This window comes from Paraglaciecola sp. 20A4 (genome assembly GCF_011378905.1).
Lineage (GTDB): Bacteria > Pseudomonadota > Gammaproteobacteria > Enterobacterales > Alteromonadaceae > Paraglaciecola.
Genome location: NZ_WTPY01000005.1, coordinates 246,632 through 267,251, shown reverse-complemented (window position 1 = coordinate 267,251; position 20,620 = coordinate 246,632). Strand labels below are relative to the sequence as shown.

17 protein-coding genes are annotated in these 20,620 nt (G+C 43.3%); 11 read left to right on the top strand and 6 right to left on the bottom strand.

Going from position 1 to position 20,620, the window contains the following annotated elements; translation table 11 throughout:
• Window positions 1-370 precede the first annotated feature (370 nt).
• Window positions 371-1,618 (top strand): malic enzyme-like NAD(P)-binding protein, encoded by a 1,248-nt coding sequence (locus GQS54_RS08365; RefSeq protein WP_166423533.1) that lies wholly within the window; start codon window positions 371-373, stop codon window positions 1,616-1,618.
• Between the two features lie 70 nt (window positions 1,619-1,688).
• Here GQS54_RS08365 and GQS54_RS08360 read toward each other — a convergent pair whose 3' ends face one another.
• Window positions 1,689-2,279, bottom strand: a complete 591-nt coding sequence (locus tag GQS54_RS08360; RefSeq protein WP_166423532.1) for a TetR/AcrR family transcriptional regulator — start codon at window positions 2,277-2,279, stop codon at window positions 1,689-1,691.
• 155 nt (window positions 2,280-2,434) lie between these two features.
• Between GQS54_RS08360 and GQS54_RS08355 the strand changes: the two genes are divergently transcribed.
• The 5 genes from GQS54_RS08355 (at window position 2,435) to GQS54_RS08335 (ending at window position 9,155) form a co-directional block, all read left to right on the top strand.
• Window positions 2,435-3,847: an NAD(P)/FAD-dependent oxidoreductase gene (locus GQS54_RS08355; protein WP_166423531.1), complete on the top strand. Its 1,413-nt coding sequence runs from the start codon at window positions 2,435-2,437 to the stop codon at window positions 3,845-3,847.
• Window position 3,848: 1 nt separating this feature from the next.
• A complete protein-coding gene (locus GQS54_RS08350; RefSeq protein ID WP_166423530.1) occupies window positions 3,849-4,934 on the top strand; it encodes a DUF2855 family protein in 1,086 nt (361 codons plus the stop codon).
• A 218-nt stretch (window positions 4,935-5,152) separates the two neighbouring features.
• Window positions 5,153-5,704: a DUF6436 domain-containing protein gene (locus GQS54_RS08345; RefSeq protein WP_166423550.1), complete on the top strand. Its 552-nt coding sequence runs from the start codon at window positions 5,153-5,155 to the stop codon at window positions 5,702-5,704.
• A 138-nt stretch (window positions 5,705-5,842) separates the two neighbouring features.
• Window positions 5,843-7,339: a methyl-accepting chemotaxis protein gene (locus GQS54_RS08340; protein WP_166423529.1), complete on the top strand. Its 1,497-nt coding sequence runs from the start codon at window positions 5,843-5,845 to the stop codon at window positions 7,337-7,339.
• Between the two features lie 211 nt (window positions 7,340-7,550).
• Window positions 7,551-9,155: an ABC-F family ATPase gene (locus tag GQS54_RS08335; RefSeq protein ID WP_166423528.1), complete on the top strand. Its 1,605-nt coding sequence runs from the start codon at window positions 7,551-7,553 to the stop codon at window positions 9,153-9,155.
• A 64-nt stretch (window positions 9,156-9,219) separates the two neighbouring features.
• On the opposite strand, the gene GQS54_RS08330 is transcribed toward GQS54_RS08335, so the two are convergent.
• Together GQS54_RS08330 and GQS54_RS08325 are read right to left on the bottom strand one after the other, a co-directional pair.
• The gene (locus GQS54_RS08330; protein ID WP_166423527.1) at window positions 9,220-9,441 is read right to left on the bottom strand and encodes a histidine kinase dimerization/phospho-acceptor domain-containing protein; all 222 of its coding nucleotides are present in this window, start codon (window positions 9,439-9,441) and stop codon (window positions 9,220-9,222) included.
• A complete protein-coding gene (locus tag GQS54_RS08325; RefSeq protein ID WP_166423526.1) occupies window positions 9,434-10,477 on the bottom strand; it encodes a diguanylate cyclase in 1,044 nt (347 codons plus the stop codon). The genes GQS54_RS08330 and GQS54_RS08325 overlap by 8 nt, the downstream gene beginning before the upstream one ends.
• Window positions 10,478-10,799: 322 nt before the next feature.
• Between GQS54_RS08325 and GQS54_RS08320 the strand changes: the two genes are divergently transcribed.
• Window positions 10,800-11,861, top strand: a complete 1,062-nt coding sequence (locus tag GQS54_RS08320) for an LD-carboxypeptidase (RefSeq protein ID WP_166423525.1) — start codon at window positions 10,800-10,802, stop codon at window positions 11,859-11,861.
• Window positions 11,862-11,903: 42 nt separating this feature from the next.
• Here GQS54_RS08320 and gluP read toward each other — a convergent pair whose 3' ends face one another.
• Genes gluP through GQS54_RS08305 form a run of 3 tightly spaced genes read right to left on the bottom strand, consistent with a single transcriptional unit; the run spans window position 11,904 to window position 15,386 of the window.
• Complete coding sequence (gene gluP / locus GQS54_RS08315; protein WP_166423524.1) at window positions 11,904-13,259, bottom strand: glucose/galactose MFS transporter; 1,356 nt, start codon at window positions 13,257-13,259, stop codon at window positions 11,904-11,906.
• Window positions 13,260-13,270: 11 nt separating this feature from the next.
• Window positions 13,271-14,401, bottom strand: a complete 1,131-nt coding sequence (nagA, locus tag GQS54_RS08310) for an N-acetylglucosamine-6-phosphate deacetylase (RefSeq protein WP_166423523.1) — start codon at window positions 14,399-14,401, stop codon at window positions 13,271-13,273.
• 1 nt (window position 14,402) lies between these two features.
• A complete protein-coding gene (locus tag GQS54_RS08305) occupies window positions 14,403-15,386 on the bottom strand; it encodes an SIS domain-containing protein (RefSeq protein ID WP_166423522.1) in 984 nt (327 codons plus the stop codon).
• Window positions 15,387-15,533: 147 nt separating this feature from the next.
• Here GQS54_RS08305 and GQS54_RS08300 point away from each other — a divergent pair, with 147 nt between their 5' ends.
• From GQS54_RS08300 to GQS54_RS08285, 4 genes are read left to right on the top strand one after another with little or no spacing between them, the layout of a single operon-like run.
• Complete coding sequence (locus GQS54_RS08300) at window positions 15,534-16,706, top strand: DUF819 family protein (protein ID WP_240919864.1); 1,173 nt, start codon at window positions 15,534-15,536, stop codon at window positions 16,704-16,706.
• A 36-nt stretch (window positions 16,707-16,742) separates the two neighbouring features.
• Window positions 16,743-18,134, top strand: a complete 1,392-nt coding sequence (locus tag GQS54_RS08295) for an SH3 domain-containing protein (RefSeq protein WP_166423521.1) — start codon at window positions 16,743-16,745, stop codon at window positions 18,132-18,134.
• 6 nt (window positions 18,135-18,140) lie between these two features.
• Window positions 18,141-19,721, top strand: a complete 1,581-nt coding sequence (locus GQS54_RS08290; protein WP_166423520.1) for a sodium:solute symporter — start codon at window positions 18,141-18,143, stop codon at window positions 19,719-19,721.
• Window positions 19,718-20,605, top strand: a complete 888-nt coding sequence (locus tag GQS54_RS08285) for a BadF/BadG/BcrA/BcrD ATPase family protein (RefSeq protein ID WP_166423519.1) — start codon at window positions 19,718-19,720, stop codon at window positions 20,603-20,605. Before GQS54_RS08290 ends, GQS54_RS08285 begins: the two co-directional genes overlap by 4 nt.
• Window positions 20,606-20,620 lie beyond the last annotated feature (15 nt).

Here is a 20,620-nt window from a genome sequence, read left to right as displayed (position 1 = left end):
ACTTAAATACTCTATGATGTTTGGACATAAAAAGACCCCCAGTAATTGGAATGTCCAACTATTGGGGGTCACTTCATTTAGCGCCTTTTTTTGTGTCTGGAATCTATCAACCTTAATTCCTATCCATTCTTTGAGACAAACATTATTCATCATTCATAACGGTTATTAGCTTTGGCTATCTTAGGTAAATTATGATGTAGTTGAATTTATCGGGTAGTGATACCCGATAAGTGGATGTTTAGCGGATTTTCGCCATGATAATAATACTGTGTTCGGACAAATAGTTTCGATGACCCGAAACTAGGAACATAATAAAGCGGAAACTGAAAACTACTCTGATTCAACCCTACATTTAAGGATCTAGACTAAGATGTCTGATTTTCGTCAACAAGCACTTGATTATCATGCCAAACCTGTACCAGGAAAAATAGCGATTCAGTTAACCAAGCCAGCAGAAACCGTTACCGATTTAGCGTTAGCATATAGCCCCGGTGTGGCTGAACCGGTTCGAGAAATTGCTGCTGATCCAAATGCAGCTTATAAGTATACCGCCAAGGGTAATTTAGTGGCGGTTATCACAAACGGTACCGCTATTCTTGGCCTAGGAAACTTAGGCCCATTGGCCTCAAAACCAGTTATGGAAGGTAAGGCGCTGTTGTTTAAGCGGTTTGCAGGCATAGATTCTATTGATATCGAAGTGAATCACACGACAACTGAAGATTTTATCAATACGGTAGCAAATATAGCCGATACATTCGGTGGTATTAATTTAGAAGATATCAAAGCTCCTGAGTGCTTTGAAATTGAGCAAGAATTGATCAGGCGTTGTAAGGTTCCAGTGTTACATGACGACCAACACGGCACCGCGATTGTGACCGCTGCTGGCATGCTCAATGCGTTAGAAGTGCAGGGAAAAGAGCTAACTGATGTGACGATTGTGTGCATGGGAGCTGGTGCAGCTGCTATTGCCTGTATGGAGTTGTTGATTAAGTGCGGCGCGAAACGCGAGCGTATTTATATGCTTGATACCAAAGGTGTTATTCATACACGTCGAGATAATCTTACACCGCATAAAAAGTTATTCGCAAATAATACCGATAAGCGCACACTCGAAGATGCGCTCGATGGCGCTGATGTTTTTGTAGGTGTATCTGGGCCAGATGTATTACCCCCAGAAGCGCTGAAGTTAATGGCAGCTAACCCTGTTATTTTTGCCTGCTCAAACCCAGACCCAGAGATCAAGCCTGAGTTAGCCCATGCTGTACGTGATGATGTTATTATGGCAACGGGACGTTCTGATTACCCCAATCAGGTGAACAACGTATTGTGTTTCCCTTTTATTTTCCGTGGTGCGCTTGATGTTAGAGCGTCGGAAATTAATGATGAGATGAAGATAGCGGCCGTAGAAGCTATTCGAAGTATTACCAAGGAGCCCGTTCCTCAAGAGGTACTTTTGGCGAGTAATTTGACTAGCCTAGCATTTGGCCGCGAGTACATTATTCCAAAACCTATGGACCCGCGTTTGTTAAAACGCGTTGCTACCGCGGTTGCACAAGCGGCTATTGATTCAGGCGTGGCAGTGTTCAAAGAGTTACCACCAGGTTATATGCAAGATTAACGTATTGTAATAATTAATAAGCGCTAATATAGCGCTTTTTTTATGCCATTAGAGTGACTTGCTACTCATGCTAGCTTTGCACTGCATACTTAGCGAGAATGGCATCAATGTGCATTGCCAGTGCTTCTTCAGCCAATGAGTACCAGTTGGGTGTTTGGAATACACTGGCAACAGCATGGTGTTTCAAACTGACATAACCATGCAAAAAAGCCCATATTTCTAACGCATTTTTTTGCTTTAAAGCCAAGTTGGCGTCTTGGGGCAATAGTAAGGCTGTAACTTTAATCAGCGTACCAAACGCAGTTTCTGCCACTGCTTTGGCTTCATCAGAGGGGGCGTAACGGCTGTCGCTTTCCCCAAAAATCAATCGGTAGTGACCTTCATGGGCTTCGGCCATGGCAAAGTAACCCTTTATGGCTCTAAGTACAATTTGCTTTGCTGTTAGTTTTTCTTGCTCGAATTGAATGGCCTGCATAACCAGCTCAAACCCTTGAATGTATAACTCATCCAAAATTCCTTCTTTGCCATTAAAATGACTGTAAATGCCTATCGTCGATACGCCTGCTTCTTTTGCAATAGAGCGTACACTCAAGGCCGCAATACCACCGGCTAAAAATAACTCAGATGCCGCGCTCAATATTTTACGTTTGGTAATATTCAATTAACATTCTCTTGACATACATAACACTGTTATTATTTAATATAACAGTGTTATGTACAATTGATATTTTGTCTATGGCTATACCCGAAAAAATATTGCACCCGCGCTTAGACCCGTGTGCAAACGAAATTAACCCGTGAGACACAGGAATAAGAATGACAACTATAACCCATGAAACTGATTATTTAATTGTTGGTGCTGGCGCCGTCGGTATGGCTTTTGCCGATGTATTACTGAGTGAAACTGACGCCAATATTATAATTGTGGACAAATATCACAAGCCTGGTGGTCACTGGAATGTGGCATATCCTTTTGTCACATTACATCAACCATCTGCGTTTTATGGGGTCAGTTCTACCGAATTGAGCAAAGGTTGCATTGATCAAGTAGGGTTAAATAAAGGCTTAAATGAATTAGCCAGCGGTGCAGAAGTCAGTGCATATTTTGATAATATTATGCGTGAGCGTTTTTTAACATCTGGACGCGTAAGTTACTTCCCTATGTGTGACTATAAGGGTGATGGTAAGTTTATTTCTGTGCTAAATGGTGATGAGCATCAAGTCACGATAAAGAACAAAGTTGTAGATGCGACGTATCTTAAAACGTCAGTGCCTAGTACCCATAAACCAAGCTTCACTATTGATACAAGCGCCCAGTTTATACCTATCAATGATTTAGTGAAAGTCACTAAAAAACCTGCTGGTTTCATTATCATTGGTGGCGGTAAAACAGGCATCGATGCGGTGCTATGGCTACTAGAAAATAAAGTTGACCCAGACGAAATTCAATGGATTATGCCAAGAGATGCATGGTTTATAGATCGTCAGAATACCCAACCAACAATGGAATTTTTTAATGATGCGATTGGTGCTCAGGCCGGGCAAATGGAAGCCATTGCGCAATCTACTTCGGTAGACGATATGTTTGAACGCTTAGAGAAAGCAGGGGTGTTTTTGCGGTTAGATAGTAACGTATGGCCAAAAATGTTTCACGGCGCTACGGTCAGTAAAATGGAGCTGACTCAGCTACAAAGAATTAAAAATATGGTTCGAATGGGGCGGGTGACCCATGTTGGTCATAACAATATTCAGCTTGAGCAAGGTGAAATAAAAACCAGTCCAGAGCATATTCATGTTGATTGTTCAGCCAGTGCTATAACCAACTTAACGGTGAAACCCATATTTGCTGGCAATGTTATTACGCCGCAAACCGTACGTTCATATCAACCGGCTTTTAGTTCAGCTTTTATTGCCCATATTGAGGCAGCCTATCCCGATGAAAAAACCAAAAATCATATTTGTGGTGTCGTGCCTTTACCAAATAGCGTTATGGATTGGGTGCGCTTAACCGCAGCATTTATGCGTAATCAACATATTTGGTCTCAAGATGAGGCACTTAAAAAATGGTTGTTGAATAATCGATTAGACGGATTCAGTAAATTGGTGCGTAGCGTTGATAAAACTGACATGGAGAAAATGATGATTTTGAATCGCCTGCGTGAGAACGCTATGCCTGCTATGGGCAAGTTGCAGCAATATTTAGCAGCCGACGCTGCGCAAGGAGCTTAATATGAGTGAATTTCAGGTCAAACAGCAAGCACTATTGGCGCATAGGTTGGTTGAATCGAGCCCGATTAAAGAACTGGCTGATGGGCAAATATTGCTAAGGGTAGAAAGCTTCTCGTTTACTGCAAATAATATTACTTACGGCATGATGGGAGACAGATTAGGTTATTGGCAGTTTTTCCCGCCAGCCGATAATGACGAAAAACAATGGGGCATTATCCCGGTTTGGGGCTTCGCCCAAGTGACGCAATCGAAGGTTACGGATGTTGAAGTCGGAGAGCGACTATTTGGTTATTTCCCTCCCGCTGATCAGTTGGTGATGACGCCTACTAATATCTCATCTCAACGCTTGGTTGATGGCTCGGCGCATCGGGCGAAATTACCCCCAGGATATAACAATTATAAGCGAGTAAACAACGAAGAGGGCTACAACCCTAATTTCGACAAAGAGCGCATGCTGTTATTTCCATTGCATATAACTTCTTTTTGTTTATGGGATCGGTTGCAGGATAATAATTGGTTTGATGCGAAACAAGTTGTGATCATCAGTGCGTCGAGTAAGACCAGTTTAGGTTTGGGCTATGCGCTCGATGCAGATGATAAAGCGCCCTGCAGCGTGGGGTTAACGTCAAGCGCTAATACGTCATTTGTCGAACGCGTTAATGTGTACGACCGAGTGGTTAATTACAATCAATTGTGTGATATTGATGGGGCATTACCTACCGTAATTGTCGATATGTCTGGCAGCGCAGAAATTTTAGATAAGCTGAGTAAACATTTGGGCGATAACCTTAAATATTGTATCAATGTAGGGCTGACGCACTGGGATGAATTTTCAGCGGAAAGTGCAAAAGAATCCCCACGCAGCGAGTTTTTCTTTGCGCCAGGGCATATTCAAAAACGACTACAAGATTGGGGACCGGCAGGGTTTGAACAACGTACCTCGCGCTTTTTATCTGATACAGCGATGAAATGTCGGGATTGGTTAGAGGTTAAAGAACTCAAGGGACTCAAAGAGCTAGATCAAATCTATGAGCAAGTCTGCGCTGGAAAAATACCCCCCCAACAAGGTTTAATTATTAAGCTTTAAACCTTTATGTCCGATACCTAGTATGAGTACCCAGCGGTTAAGTTATTTCTTAGCCGCTGAAAGAAAGTTTTATCAAAAGCGTTAGCTTCATGGGCACTCTCAATTAATAACAGCACTATAATTAGTAAACTGGTTATGTGAAATATATTCCAATTTTTAATTAATTTACACATTTTAGGCTCTGGCGAAGCACATACGCCAAGGGGGAGAGCATGGTTATGCAGTCAAGTTCGTTTAAAGGCGTGCTTGTTGCTATAGGGTTAACTGGGTGGGTGGGGCTAACCATTGGTGGTCTTGCATACTTAAGTATGCAGAGTCAGAGAGACTTCGATCCACAACAGACGTTTGCCTCAGCGGCCATGGCCTCAGAATATTCACAGGACATTGTGGTTAGTATGAGTAAACAGTATCCGGCACTGACAAAGACAGTTTTTCATATCCAGCAAGAAGGCTGTAGCTGTAACTTTTCGAATAATATTCATGCAGACCGAATAGACTATAAACTAGATAAATTTACTTATCAGTCGCGACACGTGTCCGCCAGTAGTTTGCCTGCTGATATTATTTTGCCTTCATTACCGGCCATCATGGTTTTTGATAAACAGGGAGAATTGGCCTATTTTGGGCCCTATTCATCAGGATATTTTTGTTCGACTAGTTCAGCGATTGTTGATCGGTTTCTAGATAATATTTTGCTTAATACTCACCTCGGTAGTGCCGTGGTCAGTGAAGGTTATGGTTGCTACTGTCCAAACAATATTTCGGAGTAATTTTTGCATTGAAAATAAATTAATTATTTAGAGATAATAAGCGTCATTAGTAAGCGAAAAATAAATAAAGCCAATTGACGAGCATTAAACTTGATCAATATATCGACGTAAGGACGGTGTAATTCTGTGGAGAAAATCATGTCAAATCCTAGTTATTCTTGGGTAAGTAATGCGAATAAAAATATGCAATTTACGTTGATTGTATTAGCTGTGATTAGCCTAGGGTTAGCCAGTGTTAATCAGACGTGGGTAGAAGCGTTCCTGTTTGGTGGGTCGACTACGGCTATATGTTTAACGTTTATTTATATGCGCCCTCAATCGATATTAACCCAGCACGTGGTCGCGATTGGCCTAATGTTATTCAGTGCCCTGCATATCCATCAAATGCATGGCTTAGTCGAAATGCATTTCGGTATTTTTGTGCTACTTTCATTTTTAGCATTTTATCGAAACTGGCAGCTTTATATAACAGCCATCGCCGTGGTCGTTGTACACCATTTAGCTTTTTTTGCCATGCAATCCCAAGGTATGCCCGTTTATGTATTGGCAGACGGTGGCCTGCTGTTCTACTTGATTATTGTGCACGCTATTTATGCTTTAGTGCAGGCCGTAATGTTGGCCAAAATGGCCAAACGTAATCGAATTGATTCAATGTCCGCAATGGCTATTACCGATAGTATCGACCTGATTATGCGTGATAAGGCGGCAATTAATTTAAAGATCAGAGCCAATGACGCCTTAGATACAAAATCGATAGTCGCGTTTAACAGTTTGCTCGGCATGTTTGATAACTTAATCGTTGATATGCGCAGCGCTGCAGAACAAATTGATAGCACGTCAAGAATTACCAGCAGCAATAGCGCCGAGCTTCACAAAACTAAACAAAGAAGTATGGCTGAAGTTAAGCATATAGATACCTCGTCCGCTGAATTAGCCCAATCATCGCGTACTATGAATGAAGACACTCAAACGGTAAAAATTGAGTCTGATAAAGCGCAAAAAAATGCTCGCGAGGCAGAGCAAACAGTCGAAAGAGCCAAAGAGGATGTGACAAATTTAGGCACCAAGCTCAGTGAAACCAATGATAATGTTAGAAAATTAGCCGAGAACTGCCAAAACATTTCACAAGTACTCGATACCATTAAATCTATCGCGGACCAGACTAATTTACTTGCTTTAAACGCAGCGATTGAAGCCGCTAGAGCAGGTGAGCATGGAAGAGGTTTCGCCGTTGTTGCTGATGAAGTAAGAACACTGGCTTCTCGCACAAAAGTAAGTACCGAGGAAATCAACACTATTATTGTCAATCTTTTGTCTTCGTCCAAGCTTTCTAGCGACTCGGTGGCTGATTGTTTAGCCCTAAGTGGTACAACGAACGCGAGAACACAGACGGCCAGGGAGTTGATGACCCAAGTTCAGACTAATATTTTTCAGGTCACCGAAGCCGTTAATGTTATGGCACACTCTTGCGAGCAGCAGGCACATAATAGTGAAGCGATCCAAGACTCAGCAACCCGTTTGAAATTAATCAAGCAAGATGAATTGTCGATGATTGCTGCAATAGATCACGAGGCTAATTTGTTATCAGGCAAAACAAAAGACTTAAGTGTTCAGTTGTCCAAATTCTCTGCTTAATTCACTGCGCACTTTTAAGCAAAGTAATACTCAAACCGGCCAATAGGGTTAACGTTTTTAGCATTATTGGCGGTGCCTTTGTTGATAAAATAGGCAACTTACCTCGACTTATCCCTCGTGTTTCTTTATAGTGCGCCCCGCTAACCATATATAGCGTTAGCGTGACTCCCTCTTTACTTGAATTACTGACACCATCCCTAGGAATTTTCTTTTGATATCTACCGCAAACATCACCATGCAGTTTGGCGCTGAGCCTTTATTTGAAAACATTTCGGCCAAATTTGGTCACGGAAATCGTTATGGCCTAATCGGTGCAAACGGCTGCGGAAAATCGACATTTATGAAGATTTTAAGCGGTGAATTACAACCTTCATCTGGTAACGTATCAATCACACCGGGTGACAAACTGGGTATTTTAAGCCAAAACCAATTTGCGTTTGAACAATACTCAGTTGTGGATGCGGTCATTATGGGGGATATGGCGCTGTGGAAGATTAAGCAGCAGCGTGATGCGATTTACGCTAAACCTGAAATGTCGGAAGAAGATGGCATGTTAGTCGCACAGCTTGAAACTGAGTTTGCGGAAATGGATGGCTACACGGCTGAATCGAGAGCGGGAGATATTTTGCTCGAGGCCGGTATTGACGAAAGTTATCATTATGGCTTGATGAGTCAAGTCGCGCCGGGCCGCAAACTACGGGTACTGCTTGCCCAAGCATTATTCTCCAATCCAGATATATTGCTATTAGATGAGCCAACCAACAACTTGGACATTTATACCATTTCTTGGTTAGCCGATGTGCTAAACCAACGAAAATGCACGATGATCATTATCTCTCATGACCGTCATTTCTTAAATTCAGTCTGTACGCATATGGCAGATATCGATTATGGCGAGCTGCGTGTTTATCCTGGAAATTATGAAGCCTTTATGGAAGCATCGTCATTGATCCAAGAGCAATTATTGACCAGTAATGCTAAGAAAAGCGCCGAAATGGAAGACTTACAAGGCTTTGTGGCTCGCTTCTCTGCAAACGCATCGAAGGCGAAACAAGCCAGTTCACGTGCTAAGCGCCTAGAAAAAATTCAGCTTGATGAAGTAAAATCGTCTAGCCGCCGAACTCCTACCATTACGTTAAAGCAGCACCGTAAATTACATCGCCAGGCACTGATTCTAGAAAACTTAGGTCATGGCTTTGATGGCCAAACGTTATTCAGTGGCGGTGAACTTATTCTTGAAGCAGGTGCTCGCTTAGCGATAACCGGTGAAAATGGTGTAGGTAAAACCACTTTACTACGTTGCTTGATGGACGAATTAAGCGTTAACGAAGGTAGAATAAAATGGTCTGAAAATGCGGTTGTCGGTTATTGCCCTCAAGACAGCTCTGCTGACTTTGCGGTTGATATGACATTGTTCGATTGGATGTCACAATGGCGCACACCAAAACATGATGATTTAGCCGTACGTGGCATGTTAGGGCGTTTATTGTTCACCGCCGATGATTTTAATAAAAAAGTCAATGTATGTTCAGGTGGAGAGAAAAACCGTTTGATATTTGGTAAGTTGATGATGTCAGATATCAATATTTTGATTATGGACGAACCTACCAATCACATGGATATGGAAGCGATTGAAGCCTTGAACAAGGCGCTTAAGAAATTCGACGGTACGTTAATTTTCGTTAGTCACGACAGGGAGTTTGTTTCCTCTTTGGCGACTCGAGTGATTGAAATTAAAGATCAAGAAGTGATTAATTTTCAAGGCACCTACGATGAGTATTTTGCTAGTCGTAAAGAAGCTAGTGCTATAGCGTAAGGGTCTTAACAGTCACTCTAAAAAGTAAATACACCATAACGGCATATTGCTAATATGCATCACGTTATGGTGTTTCCAAATTTGCTAATTTACGTATTTCACCCAGTACTCTGTCACATTCTCGGCACTGCTGTAAAATAACAGTGAAAGCGTTTATTAGTTTGTCATTGCTGGTTTGGCCTTCAAGTAGCATATTCCCTAACTCAGCGTGTAGTGCAATGCTGTTTAACGGGTTACGTACATCATGAATATGCTTACGTATAAGATCTGCCTCTTTGTTATTCATGCTCGTTATCGGCCTTCGGCTGTATTGGTAGTTGTGTTGGTTGAGCATAGCTCACTTTGTTTTTGCCGCTACGTTTTGCGATATATAATTGCTTATCCGCTAACTCAATAAGTTCTTCAATCGAATGATGGGTAGATTGGTCGCCTTTAGCTTCAAATAAAGTTAGGCCTATACTGATAGTGACTCTATCTGTAGAACTGGCGCCTTGGTGTTCAATATTTAGCACTCTTACCGCTTGTAATAGTTTGTTGGCCACAACTAGGCCACCTTCTAAGTCGGTATCTGGTAACACCATGGCGAATTCCTCTCCACCATAACGTCCAACGAAGTCTGTTTCCCTGCGGCGCACAGATTGTAGAGCCTTTGCAACACGCTTTAAACAGTCGTCTCCCTGCATATGGCCATACAAATCATTGTAAGGTTTAAAGTCATCGATATCGATCATCATTAGTGTCATCGAGTGGCCAAAGCGGACCGTTGAGGCAAAATTCTGGAGTAACATAGTATCCAATTGACGACGATTAGCCACGCCAGTCAAGCCGTCTACGCTGGATAAAATTTCCAGTTGTTTACGGTAATACACCAGTTCCATATGATTGCGCACGCGTGCCCGCAAGATGGTTAGATTAACTGGTTTAGTGATGTAATCTACCGCACCAAGCAGTAGGCCACGTGCTTCATCGTCGCTACTGTCTGATGCGGTAACGAATATCACCGGAATATGCGCTGTTAACGGGTTTGACTTTAACTCGGTGCAAGCATCGTAACCATGCATATCAGGCATATCTAAATCTAATAGAATTAAATCTACTGAGCCTACTTGCGCAAAGGCTAGCGCCTCCTTGGCGTTATCAAACATAACCACTTGGTACTGAAACTCAAATAAGGCATTCATGGCCTGTAAGTTACTTCGGTAATCATCTACTACCATTAGAGTTTGCTTGCGCAGTTCACTGTTTGCCACCGAAGTACCTGCTGTTAATAGTTGCGTTTGTGACTCGAATTCTCGATTAGGGCGTAACTCAGATACGCTCATGATTTTTTTCCCCATTTTTTTTAGTTATGCTTTTGCGTAAAAATCGATTGATACAAGCAGCTAAGATGCCAAGTTATAATTTGCTAGATAACTTATTGATATATCGTCTATTTTGAATTTACGTTAGCGTAATTTTTTCTACATTCCTTTTTAAGGGAATAGGTAACAGTGGCAAGTCACTTTGTAGTATTTACATTATATCCACGTACTGTAAATAGGGAGCAGTGATTATATTATTCATTTTTCATCAATATTCTGTAATAAAAATTTCTTTTTGCAAGCGCGGTTATTTGCTAAATTAAACAAAAAAGAGAGAGATTACATGTTAGATCGTCGTTCGTTAATCAAAGCGTTTATTTCTTCAACTTTAGCGGCGGCATTGTTGCCTTCTGTATTAGCTAATGCCAATCCGTCTGCGGCTACACCCCGGGGAATACTCAAACCTAAGCGTTTACAGGCCGGCCAAACCATAGGCTTAATTGCGCCTAGCAGCAACACTTGGGAAGATCAGGAAATCTACTTCGCCATGGACATCATTCGTTCTTTTGGTTTTAAGGTAAAATCCGCAGAACACCTATTTACGCGCACCGCTTATTTAGCGGGTAGCGATCAAGACAGAGCAAGTGACGTAAACGCTATGTTTGGTGACAACAGTGTCGATGCTATTTTCTGTTTGCGCGGTGGTTATGGGTCGCCACGCATTCTACCTTATCTTGATTATGAGCTTATTCGTAATAACCCTAAGGTTTTCCTCGGTTACAGTGACGTCACTGCTCTCCTAAATGCAATTTATGCCCGTAGTCAAATTATGACGTTTCATGGACCTATTGCCAAACAGAGCTTTACTGACTACACCTTAGCACAGTTTAAAAAAGTGCTGTTTGATCCCAAGTCGCATTCGGTGTTAGCCGCCCCCCCGCCTTTTGAAATTGTTGAAGGGCAAGCTGAATTAGAGAATCGCTTAACTACCGTGAACAAGGGAAAAGCTTCAGGAGTATTGATCGGTGGTAACCTATCTCTGATGGTGAAATTGGTAGGTAGTCCATACGAACCTGATTTCACTGATAAAATCCTGTTCCTCGAGGATGTGGAGGAAGCACCATATAGAATAGACGGTATGCTAACGCATCTTAAAATAGCCGGCCGTTTGGATAAAATCGCGGGTCTAGTTTTCGGTAAATGCACGGATTGTGAGGTAGGTAGTGGCCCATCGTTTAGCGTAGAACACGTGTTAAACGATCGTTTAGGTGATTTAGGAGTACCTGTGCTCAGTGGTGTGATGATTGGTCATATTGAAGATATGGCAACTGTGCCCATTGGTGCAATGGCGACACTTGATGCCACCAATCAAAAACTGACGTTAGATGAACCCGCGGTAATATAGCCACCGCGGTTACCCCTTTATGACTATGCTTTGCGTTGACGATCAGCGTTGCTGGGTTGTACGCCAACTGCGCATAGTGTGCCCATAAAATGCGTAAAAACCGATGATTAAGTAGCCAGGTAGCAATATCCAATAAGCTTGCTGGTTGCTGCTCGATTGCGCTAGGTGACCATATATCAACGGCATTAAAGCTCCCCCAGCAATACCCATAATAAGGATTGCGGAGCCCTTGGCGGTAAAGCGTCCCAGTTCCGCTAGCGCCAATGGCCACAGAGTAGGCCAAACCATTGCATTGGCTAAACCGAGCAAAGCGATCAGCGTCACACTATTGGGTAACGTTGCTATACCCGTCCAACCCCATAATAGTTGTGATATTTGGCTTTGCTCGTTGGATGAAAGTAGTAATGATATAGAGATTATCAATCCTATTATTGCACTCAAACGTAGCGCATTAGCCTGAGACACAAATCGCGGAATACAGATCAAGCCAAGTATATAACCAAGGACCATAAAGCCCATGGTATAAGAGGTTAACGTGGTGGCGTTAGCCACACCAATGCTAGCGCCATATAAACCGATAGTATCTCCAGCGATAACCTCGACACCTACATAAAAAAACAAGGCGACTGCCCCTAGTACGAGTTGAGGGAACTGCCAAATTGTGCTTTTGCTCATGTATCGTTTGTTCGCTTGCCCAGCATAAACCTCGTTATTTTCAGTGGATGCTAATAAGGCTAAATCGGGTAGGCTGATGCGTGATAGTCCGCTAGCTAAGATTAGTAAAGCAATCGCCATACCCACATAAGGTGTGATCAACTGATGAGCCATACTTTCAATTTGTAGTTGCTGCTGTTGCGCGGGCATTTCGTTAATCAATGTGAGATTAATATCGCTAAATCCGCCTAATACCCAAGCAGTAAACAATACGGGCGCGAGTATTCCTGCCCCTTTATTGAGTAGTCCCATTATCGCAATTCTTGCCGCTGCACTGCTGGTTGGTCCTACATTGACAACGTAAGGATTAGCTGCGGTTTGCAGTATTGTTAAGCCGCTACCAATAACAAACTGGGCCAATAAAAATATCCAAAATTCTTGTAATAACGCTGCAGGAATAAACCCTAATAAGCCAAGAGCGATGATGCTTAGCCCTAATACCATAGAATACTGATAACCGACTTTTTCTAAGATCATCGCCATGGGAAGCGCCATCACTACGTAAGCAAAGTAAAAGCACGAAGCAATCATCAAAGCTTGCGGATCACTCAGTTGGCATACGACTTGTAAAAAGGGGATAAGCGCACCGTTAAGCCAAGTGACAAAGCCGAATATAAAAAACAGTAACGCGATAATGCACATAGGCATAAAGCTCGCGCGCGGTGCAGATGTAGCGTGTGTCATAGGGTTGTCCCTTACGTTATTATTATTGATTGTCCTGACTGCCAAAGCGCTGTGATATTTAAATCGTCGTCGAGCAATACCAAGTCAGCTTGTTGGCCCACAGCAATATCACCGTGACTGGCCCGTAAGCCCAAATAATTTGCAGGCGTTGTGCTGGCCATTGCGATGGCATCTTCAAGGGGCAGCATTAAGTCGTTTACCGCATGCTTTACCGCACTTAACATGTCTAAGTGAGAGCCCGCTAAGGTGCCATTATCCGTTGTTAACTTGTTACCTATACGGGTGATTTTCTGCTCGCCAAACACAAAGCTATCATCATCTGTGCCGATTAAGCCCATGGCGTCGGTGACCAGCATTATTTTATCGATACCTTTGATTTTTATTGCTATTTCACTGCAAATGGGGTCAATGTGATAATGATCTAGAATGAGTCCTGCATAGGTTTTAGGTGTATTAAGTGCTACGCCTACCATACCCGGTGCACGAGATTGCATTGCCGACATGGCATTAAATAAATGGGTGAAACCGTCAGCACCGGCTTCAATGGCCTTTAGTACCGTATCTGCGTCGGCATTAGAGTGTCCTAAACACACTTTTATGCCGTTTTCAGACATTAGCGTAATGATATCAGGAGCAACATTTTCTGGGGCGACAGTGACAATGACTTTACCCAAATCTTTGCGCAGATAAAGCGCGAGCTCATCGTCGCTCAGGGGGCGAATAAAAGCAGCGTCATGCACACCTTTCTTAGGTTTACTTAAATGTGGCCCCTCAAAATGAACACCTAATATACCGGCTGTTTTTTGACTAACTGCATCAGCAATCGCTTGGGCGGCTTGGCGCATTACGGGTAATTCGTCGGTTATCAAAGTTGGCATCAAACCTGTGCTACCAAACCTCAGATGCGCCTGACTCATCTGTGTCAATGCAGCAACACTGGGTTGCTGGTTAAACAATACTCCGCCGCCGCCGTTAACTTGCACATCTATAAACCCCGGCACCAATGAGCCGCGATAAAGAGGCAGATGGGTATCATTTTCGTTAGCCGGACGGATGCTGAGAATTTTATTGTGTTCTATGCTCAATACTTGGTTATATAACCAGCTTTTCGCTGAGAGTAGGCGCTCACATTTAAGTTGCATATTAATGGGTCTCGGTTACCTTTTTAAGGCCTTGGGGCCGGTCGGGATCGCGTCCGTAGGCTTGGGCAATACGCTCAACATCTACGTAAAAACGCAATACCACCAATAAAGGTAAGCAGCGAGGATGCACTGTGAGTTGTGGATGCGAAAGCGCTACTACACGTCCACCTTGTTGGGCGAAAGTTTGTATTTGACTACTATGCACCGAGGCAGATTCATCTTCAACTTGAACATCAATTACTTGGATGTGATTCGCGAGCATAGCAGAAGGACCATGCATAAACTCCGCGCTACTAAAAGCTTCACAGTGAATGGCGAGCACTTCTTTGAGCTTCAATGCCATCTCGCGACTAATAGCATAACCAAAACCACGCCCAAGCATGACACAGTGCTGCATATTACGCAGCGTGTCAGGTGTTAGCTGTGCAGGTTCAGTTAACACCTGGTTAAGCGCCTCTGGTAATGAATTCAAGCTACTAAGCAACGCGCTATTGTTATTCCAATAAGCAGCTAACTGCAGTAGGGCACTTAAACTGGCTAAGTAACTTTTAGTGGCAGCAACGGACTGTTCTAATCCCGCGTTCATCGGCAATACCCAGTCGGCTACTTGCGCTAGGGGAGATTGCTGGTCATTCACTAATGCCACACACATTGCACCGCTGGCCCGGGCTGATTTAACTTGATTGACGATATCTGGGCTGCGACCTGACTGTGAAATAGCGATAACGAGTGCATCCTTATAATCCACGGATTTGTGATAGATACCAAACACCGAAGGAGAAGATGCCATGACAGGAATGCCTAGTTCAATTTCTAGCAGGTATTTGCCAAATACCCCTGCATGATCAGAAGAGCCCCGTCCTATCATTAAAACGTAACGAGGTTTTCTAGCTTTTATTTCAGTGACCAATTGCTGACACAACTGAGCATTATTGATGAGTTGTTGACGGATCACTGTGGGTGTTTGGGCGGTCTCTTGTGCCATGAAGCTATTCAATGTAATTCCCGTGTGTTGATTATTTGTTCGATGAGACCAGAATAATAAATTATTCTATAATTTTCTATAATTTATAATAGTTATTTACAAATACTCCTCAACTGGTTACTGTTTGACTACTGCAAACTAACCTTAATGTTTATGATTACAACCGCCTTTCCATACGTCAGTGTGTTGCTTTTTATTGCAGGTTCATTAGCGCTTGTTGAAGAGAAAACTCGCTGGAAATTATTCAATTATCTGCCGGCGATTGTACTGCTGTACTTTACCGTTATGTTGTTGTCTACATTAGGGTTGTGGAGTAAAACAAGCGAGATCAATCAAGCTTATTCGTCGTTAAAAGGAAATATCCTGCCAGCGATGATTTTTTTGATGTTACTGGATGCCGATTTGCGCCAAATCAAGCGTTTAGGGAGCAAGATGCTATTGGCCTTTTTTGCTGCTGCGCTCAGTATTGGGTTTGCATTCATTATTGGTTTTGCCTTATTCAAAGGCTTTTTGGCACCAGATGCATGGAAAACGTTAGCTGCACTCAGTGGCAGTTGGATGGGGGGAACTGGCAATATGGCCGCAGTGCAGGCGGCATTGAATGTCCCAGACTCAAGCATGGGCTATACCCTATTAATTGACTCAATCGATTACGCCATATGGGTTATGTTTCTATTGGCCTTAGTTCCGCTAGCGGGGCGTTTTAATAAGTGGACTAAAGCGGACGGTAAGGCATTGGAAGAAGTCAGTGCTAAATTAGCCGACAAGCAAGAGCAATATACTGGTAGCAAGACCACTTCGATGCTGATTTTATTATCTGGCGCCATGTTGGTATCCATCGCGTGTCAAAATCTTGCTGACATATTGCCGGTCAGTGAGTTTTTCACTAAAACGGCGTGGACTGTCATGTTGGTCACCATTTTAGGGGTGATTTGTGCGGTGACGCCTATTAGTAAAATGTGGGGCGGTAAAGAACTGTCTTCATTGATGCTGTACCTGATCATTGGACTGATTGCCTCTCGAGCAAATTTCAACGAGCTCACTCAAGCGCCAATTTATATCGTGTTAGGTTTGTTTATTTTGCTCATTCACGGCGTCTTGATGTTGCTGGTGGCGAAGGTGTTCAAATTGGATCTTTTCACCTGCGGTATCGCGTCTTTAGCCAACATCGGTGGAGTCGCATCGGCGCCCATTTTGGCAGCAGCTTATTCTCGTGCATTGATACCCGTGGGCGTCTTAATGGCATTACTGGGTTACATCGTAGGAACCGGCGGCGGTTTACTTGTAGGGCGAGTATTAGCATGGCTAAGCGCAGCGTAAACGGAGGCGTAAACGGAGACGTAAACGGAGAACATTATGAAAAATTTAATAGTAATGACGTTGTTAATGATCAGCGCATTGAGCATTACGATATCGCCTGTCAGGGCTGAGCAACAAAAGTGGGGGTCAGACGTCATGCATGTTTCGCAGACTCAATTACACGCTGAGCATTGGCTGGAAAAGCTGCAGGGCTCTGAGCAAGTTCTGATGACTGGCGCTCAAATTTCATCGCATAATCGTGCATTGGTTGAGCATAACCGTTTTATAAGCGATCCTTTGTCAACCCATGAGGTGCTCAGTGACAAACAGCTCAATGGTAAAATTCATTTAATCAGTAAGGTTCCCACAAGCGCTCGTTATTATATTGATGGCCGAAAATTAACGCCGGAAGATTACAAAACATACCAAGACAATATGCAATTTACGCCCACAGAGCAGGGGCATAAAATTGAGTACGGCCTTATCGTCAAACGTGCCGCTATGCGCACTTTTCCTACTGACGATCGCGTGCTCAATTCAGGTATGGACGCAGATCTAGACCGATTTCAAGAAAGTGCGTTATTTCCAGGTGATGCAGTCGCAATTTTAACCCGCAGCCAAGACAGCCAATGGGCGTTGGTGCAAGGGTTTAATTATCTAGCCTGGACACGCGTTGAGAACGTTGCCCTAGCCAGCAAGGAACAAGTACAGACATTTATTAAAGCGGCAGATTTTATTGTGGTTACAGGGGCTAAAGTATTCACGCAATATGTACCTGAGCAAGCTGGGGTATCTGAACAGCAATTAGACATGAGTGTACGCCTGCCTTTAGTGGCCCAAAATGAAGTGCCAAACGCGTTGTATGGGCAAAATCCTTATGCTAACTATGTGGTTTGGTTGCCTACCCGAACTACACAGGGACAATTAAGTTTACAAAAAGCCTTGATCGGCCGCAGTCAGGACGTCCATTTAGGCTATCTACCTTTCACCAAAGCCAATGTGATACGTCAGGGATTCAAATTCTTAGGGGAACGTTATGGATGGGGACATGATTTTAATGGCCGTGACTGTACCGGATTTGTGGGAGAAATATATCGCTCGTTCGGCATACTGATGCCACGTAATTCCGGTGATCAGGGGGGCACAGCCTACGGAATTGATACTCACTTTATTAAAACTACGCCATTGGCAGATAAACTCGCCGCTATTGAACAACTAGAGGTGGGCGACCTGCTGTATATTCCTGGCCACGTTATGTTGTATTTAGGTGAAGAGGATGGGCAACCATTTGTTATTCATGATGTAAAAGGACTAGCTTACTTCGACGATAATAAAAGGCTTTATAAAGGAACATTGAATGGGGTATCTGTTACGCCATTGTTACCCCTTAGATTATCTGTGAAAAATAGCTATGTTGACCGTTTGTATAACATTAAGCGGATACGGTAATTGTCCATGAGCGCACAATATTCAGGCTTAGATTGGTTGGTGTTTGCCGCATATGGGTTGCTATTGCTGGGGTCTGGTTGGTTTTTCAATCGTCGTTCGGCGAACAGTCAAGATTATTTCCGTGGTGGCAATACCATGCCCGTGTGGGCGGTTGCTATATCAGTGTTGGCTACCTCGCAATCTGCGGCGACATTTCTAGGTGGACCGGATCAAGGCTATCGGGGAGATTTATCCTACCTAGCCACTAATTTGGGGGCCTTTGTAGCGGCTTTCTTTGTCGCGGCATTTTTGATCCCTAAGTTCTATCAATACAATGTGTATACCGTCTATGAGTTGCTTGAGGTACGTTTTGGGCCGAAGGCTAAGAAACAAGCCGGCTTGATGTACTTATGTGGTCGAGTGTTCGCCAGCGGTGCTCGTTTATATATGGCTGCTATCGCTGTTTCAATGATTTTATTTGCCGATATTCAAGCGTCCCATGTGATCACTGCGACCTGCATTTTAACTATCGCTGGTCTGCTATATACCGTTTACGGCGGCATTAAAACGGTGATTTACAGTGACGTGATCCAGTGTGGTGTTTATGTCAGTGCTGCTGTAGCGGTTATTTACTGCTTAGTCGCCGCCATACCAAGCGATCTATCTGCTGTTATCAATGTGTTGAATAATCCTGGCGCGGGGGAAGCATCGAAGTTAGCGTTATTCAAATTCGACTGGGATTTCAGCCCCAGTGGGGTGTTTAACATATGGTCGGTATTTACTGGATTTGTGTTGTTGAATATTGCCGCTTTTGGTTTAGATCAAGATATGACGCAGCGAGTACTGACATGTAAAAATGCCAAAGAAGGCAGTAAAGCTATGCTTTATTCCATCGTCATGGTCATCCCCATTATGCTGCTATTCATTGTCATTGGCTTGTTATTGTATATTTATTATCAGCGTCCAGATTTAATGCACAGTGGCGTCACAGGCGAGGTTTTACCTACATTTGAAGGTGAGCCCGTGACTATCTTTATGTATTACGTACTGAATCATATTCCATCTGGAGTACGGGCGTTGGTAACTGTTGGCATAGTGGCTGCAGCGTTATCAACACTTAATTCCGGGCTGAATTCTATGGCTTCGGTATTGGTACAAGATATTTACGCTCCGTGGCAGAAAAGTAAGGGTAAAAGCCACAGCGATATGCATTATGTGGGAGCTGGTCGAGTCGCTATGGGCTTAGTGGCAGCATCGTTAGGCGCCATGGCTTGTTTGTGTTTTTACTGGCAACAGTACACAGACACGCCATTACTACAGTTTGCATTAGGGGTAATGGTGTTCTCATATAGTGGCTTGTTAGGGGTTTATTTCACTGCAATATTTACTAAGCGGGGTAGCCCCGCCACAGTATTAGCAGCGCTTATTTGTGGCTTTATGACTACGCTATTATTTCAACCATACGTGATGACACTGTATTTACCGCCAGAATGGATTGTGCCTATCGGATTCACTTGGCAATTGTGCATTGCTACGTTGGTTGCGACCTTAGTGTGTTTATCGGCTAAGGGCTGCGATAACTCACTTTTTCAGGGACAGAAAATATGAATAATACAATTGAATATATTCTTGGTTTAGATGGAGGCGGCACTAAGACTGTAGCTCGTCTGGTCAATTTAACGACGTCTATGCAATGGCAGGTGAGCGTGGGCGCAGCATCCTTGAGTAATGATTATTCAGTAGCCTTAGCCAGTATTACTGATGCCTGTGGACAATTGTTAGACCAAGCTGGATGCAAGGCGCCGCAAGTTTCGAGCGTTTTTGGCCTCGCCGGCGCTGGTGACAGACAACTTGTGGCAAAGTTAGAACAAGATTTGCCCTTTGACTTTGCTTATCTAGAGGTGGTGTCCGATGCTAAAACATCATTGTACGGTGCCAATGCAGGTCAACCCGTTGCTGTTGTTGCTTTAGGCACCGGATCAGTTGGTATGCGTATGGATCTTGATGGCACTGAAAAGATGATCGGCGGATGGGGTTTTTGTATTGGAGATGAAGGTGGCGGTGCCAAATTAGGCTACCTTGCGGTGCAAAAATTATTATTAGAAATGGATAATAATGGCGTGGCAAAAAGTACTTTGAGTTTGTACATAGCCAGTCAAATTGGCTACAGCCGTCAATCTATTTTACAGTGGTTAGCGATTGCTAAACCTGCAGATTATGCAACGCTTGCTCCGCATATATTTACCTTAAAAGATGACTGCATTGTGGCGTTAGAAGTGTTGACCGCTCACGCCAACATGATCGAAAAATTGATTAAACGAACCTGTGGTTCAAGTAACTTACCCTTAGTCTTAATGGGCGGGTTAGCTGAGCCGAGTAATGAATTACTCAGTACGACTTATCGTAATTTAATTATGCCAACTAAGGGTAATTCCTTAGATGGCGCTTGTTTGTTGGCGAAACAATTGTTTTCGCCTTCAGCGACTAACTAAGCGTAAGTAAAACCC

Excerpts from the sequence above, each read along its gene's own strand:
- GQS54_RS08365 (WP_166423533.1), top strand. The coding sequence starts at position 371 with ATGTCTGATTTTCGTCAACAAGCACTTGATTATCATGCCAAACCTGTA.
- GQS54_RS08355 (WP_166423531.1), top strand. The coding sequence starts at position 2,435 with ATGACAACTATAACCCATGAAACTGATTATTTAATTGTTGGTGCTGGC.
- GQS54_RS08350 (WP_166423530.1), top strand. The coding sequence starts at position 3,849 with ATGAGTGAATTTCAGGTCAAACAGCAAGCACTATTGGCGCATAGGTTG.
- GQS54_RS08345 (WP_166423550.1), top strand. The coding sequence starts at position 5,153 with ATGCAGTCAAGTTCGTTTAAAGGCGTGCTTGTTGCTATAGGGTTAACT.
- GQS54_RS08340 (WP_166423529.1), top strand. The coding sequence starts at position 5,843 with ATGTCAAATCCTAGTTATTCTTGGGTAAGTAATGCGAATAAAAATATG.
- GQS54_RS08330 (WP_166423527.1), bottom strand. The coding sequence starts at position 9,441 with ATGAATAACAAAGAGGCAGATCTTATACGTAAGCATATTCATGATGTA.
- GQS54_RS08325 (WP_166423526.1), bottom strand. The coding sequence starts at position 10,477 with ATGAGCGTATCTGAGTTACGCCCTAATCGAGAATTCGAGTCACAAACG.
- GQS54_RS08320 (WP_166423525.1), top strand. The coding sequence starts at position 10,800 with ATGTTAGATCGTCGTTCGTTAATCAAAGCGTTTATTTCTTCAACTTTA.
- gluP (WP_166423524.1), bottom strand. The coding sequence starts at position 13,259 with ATGACACACGCTACATCTGCACCGCGCGCGAGCTTTATGCCTATGTGC.
- nagA (WP_166423523.1), bottom strand. The coding sequence starts at position 14,401 with ATGCAACTTAAATGTGAGCGCCTACTCTCAGCGAAAAGCTGGTTATAT.
- GQS54_RS08305 (WP_166423522.1), bottom strand. The coding sequence starts at position 15,386 with ATGGCACAAGAGACCGCCCAAACACCCACAGTGATCCGTCAACAACTC.
- GQS54_RS08300 (WP_240919864.1), top strand. The coding sequence starts at position 15,534 with ATGTTTATGATTACAACCGCCTTTCCATACGTCAGTGTGTTGCTTTTT.
- GQS54_RS08295 (WP_166423521.1), top strand. The coding sequence starts at position 16,743 with ATGAAAAATTTAATAGTAATGACGTTGTTAATGATCAGCGCATTGAGC.
- GQS54_RS08290 (WP_166423520.1), top strand. The coding sequence starts at position 18,141 with ATGAGCGCACAATATTCAGGCTTAGATTGGTTGGTGTTTGCCGCATAT.
- GQS54_RS08285 (WP_166423519.1), top strand. The coding sequence starts at position 19,718 with ATGAATAATACAATTGAATATATTCTTGGTTTAGATGGAGGCGGCACT.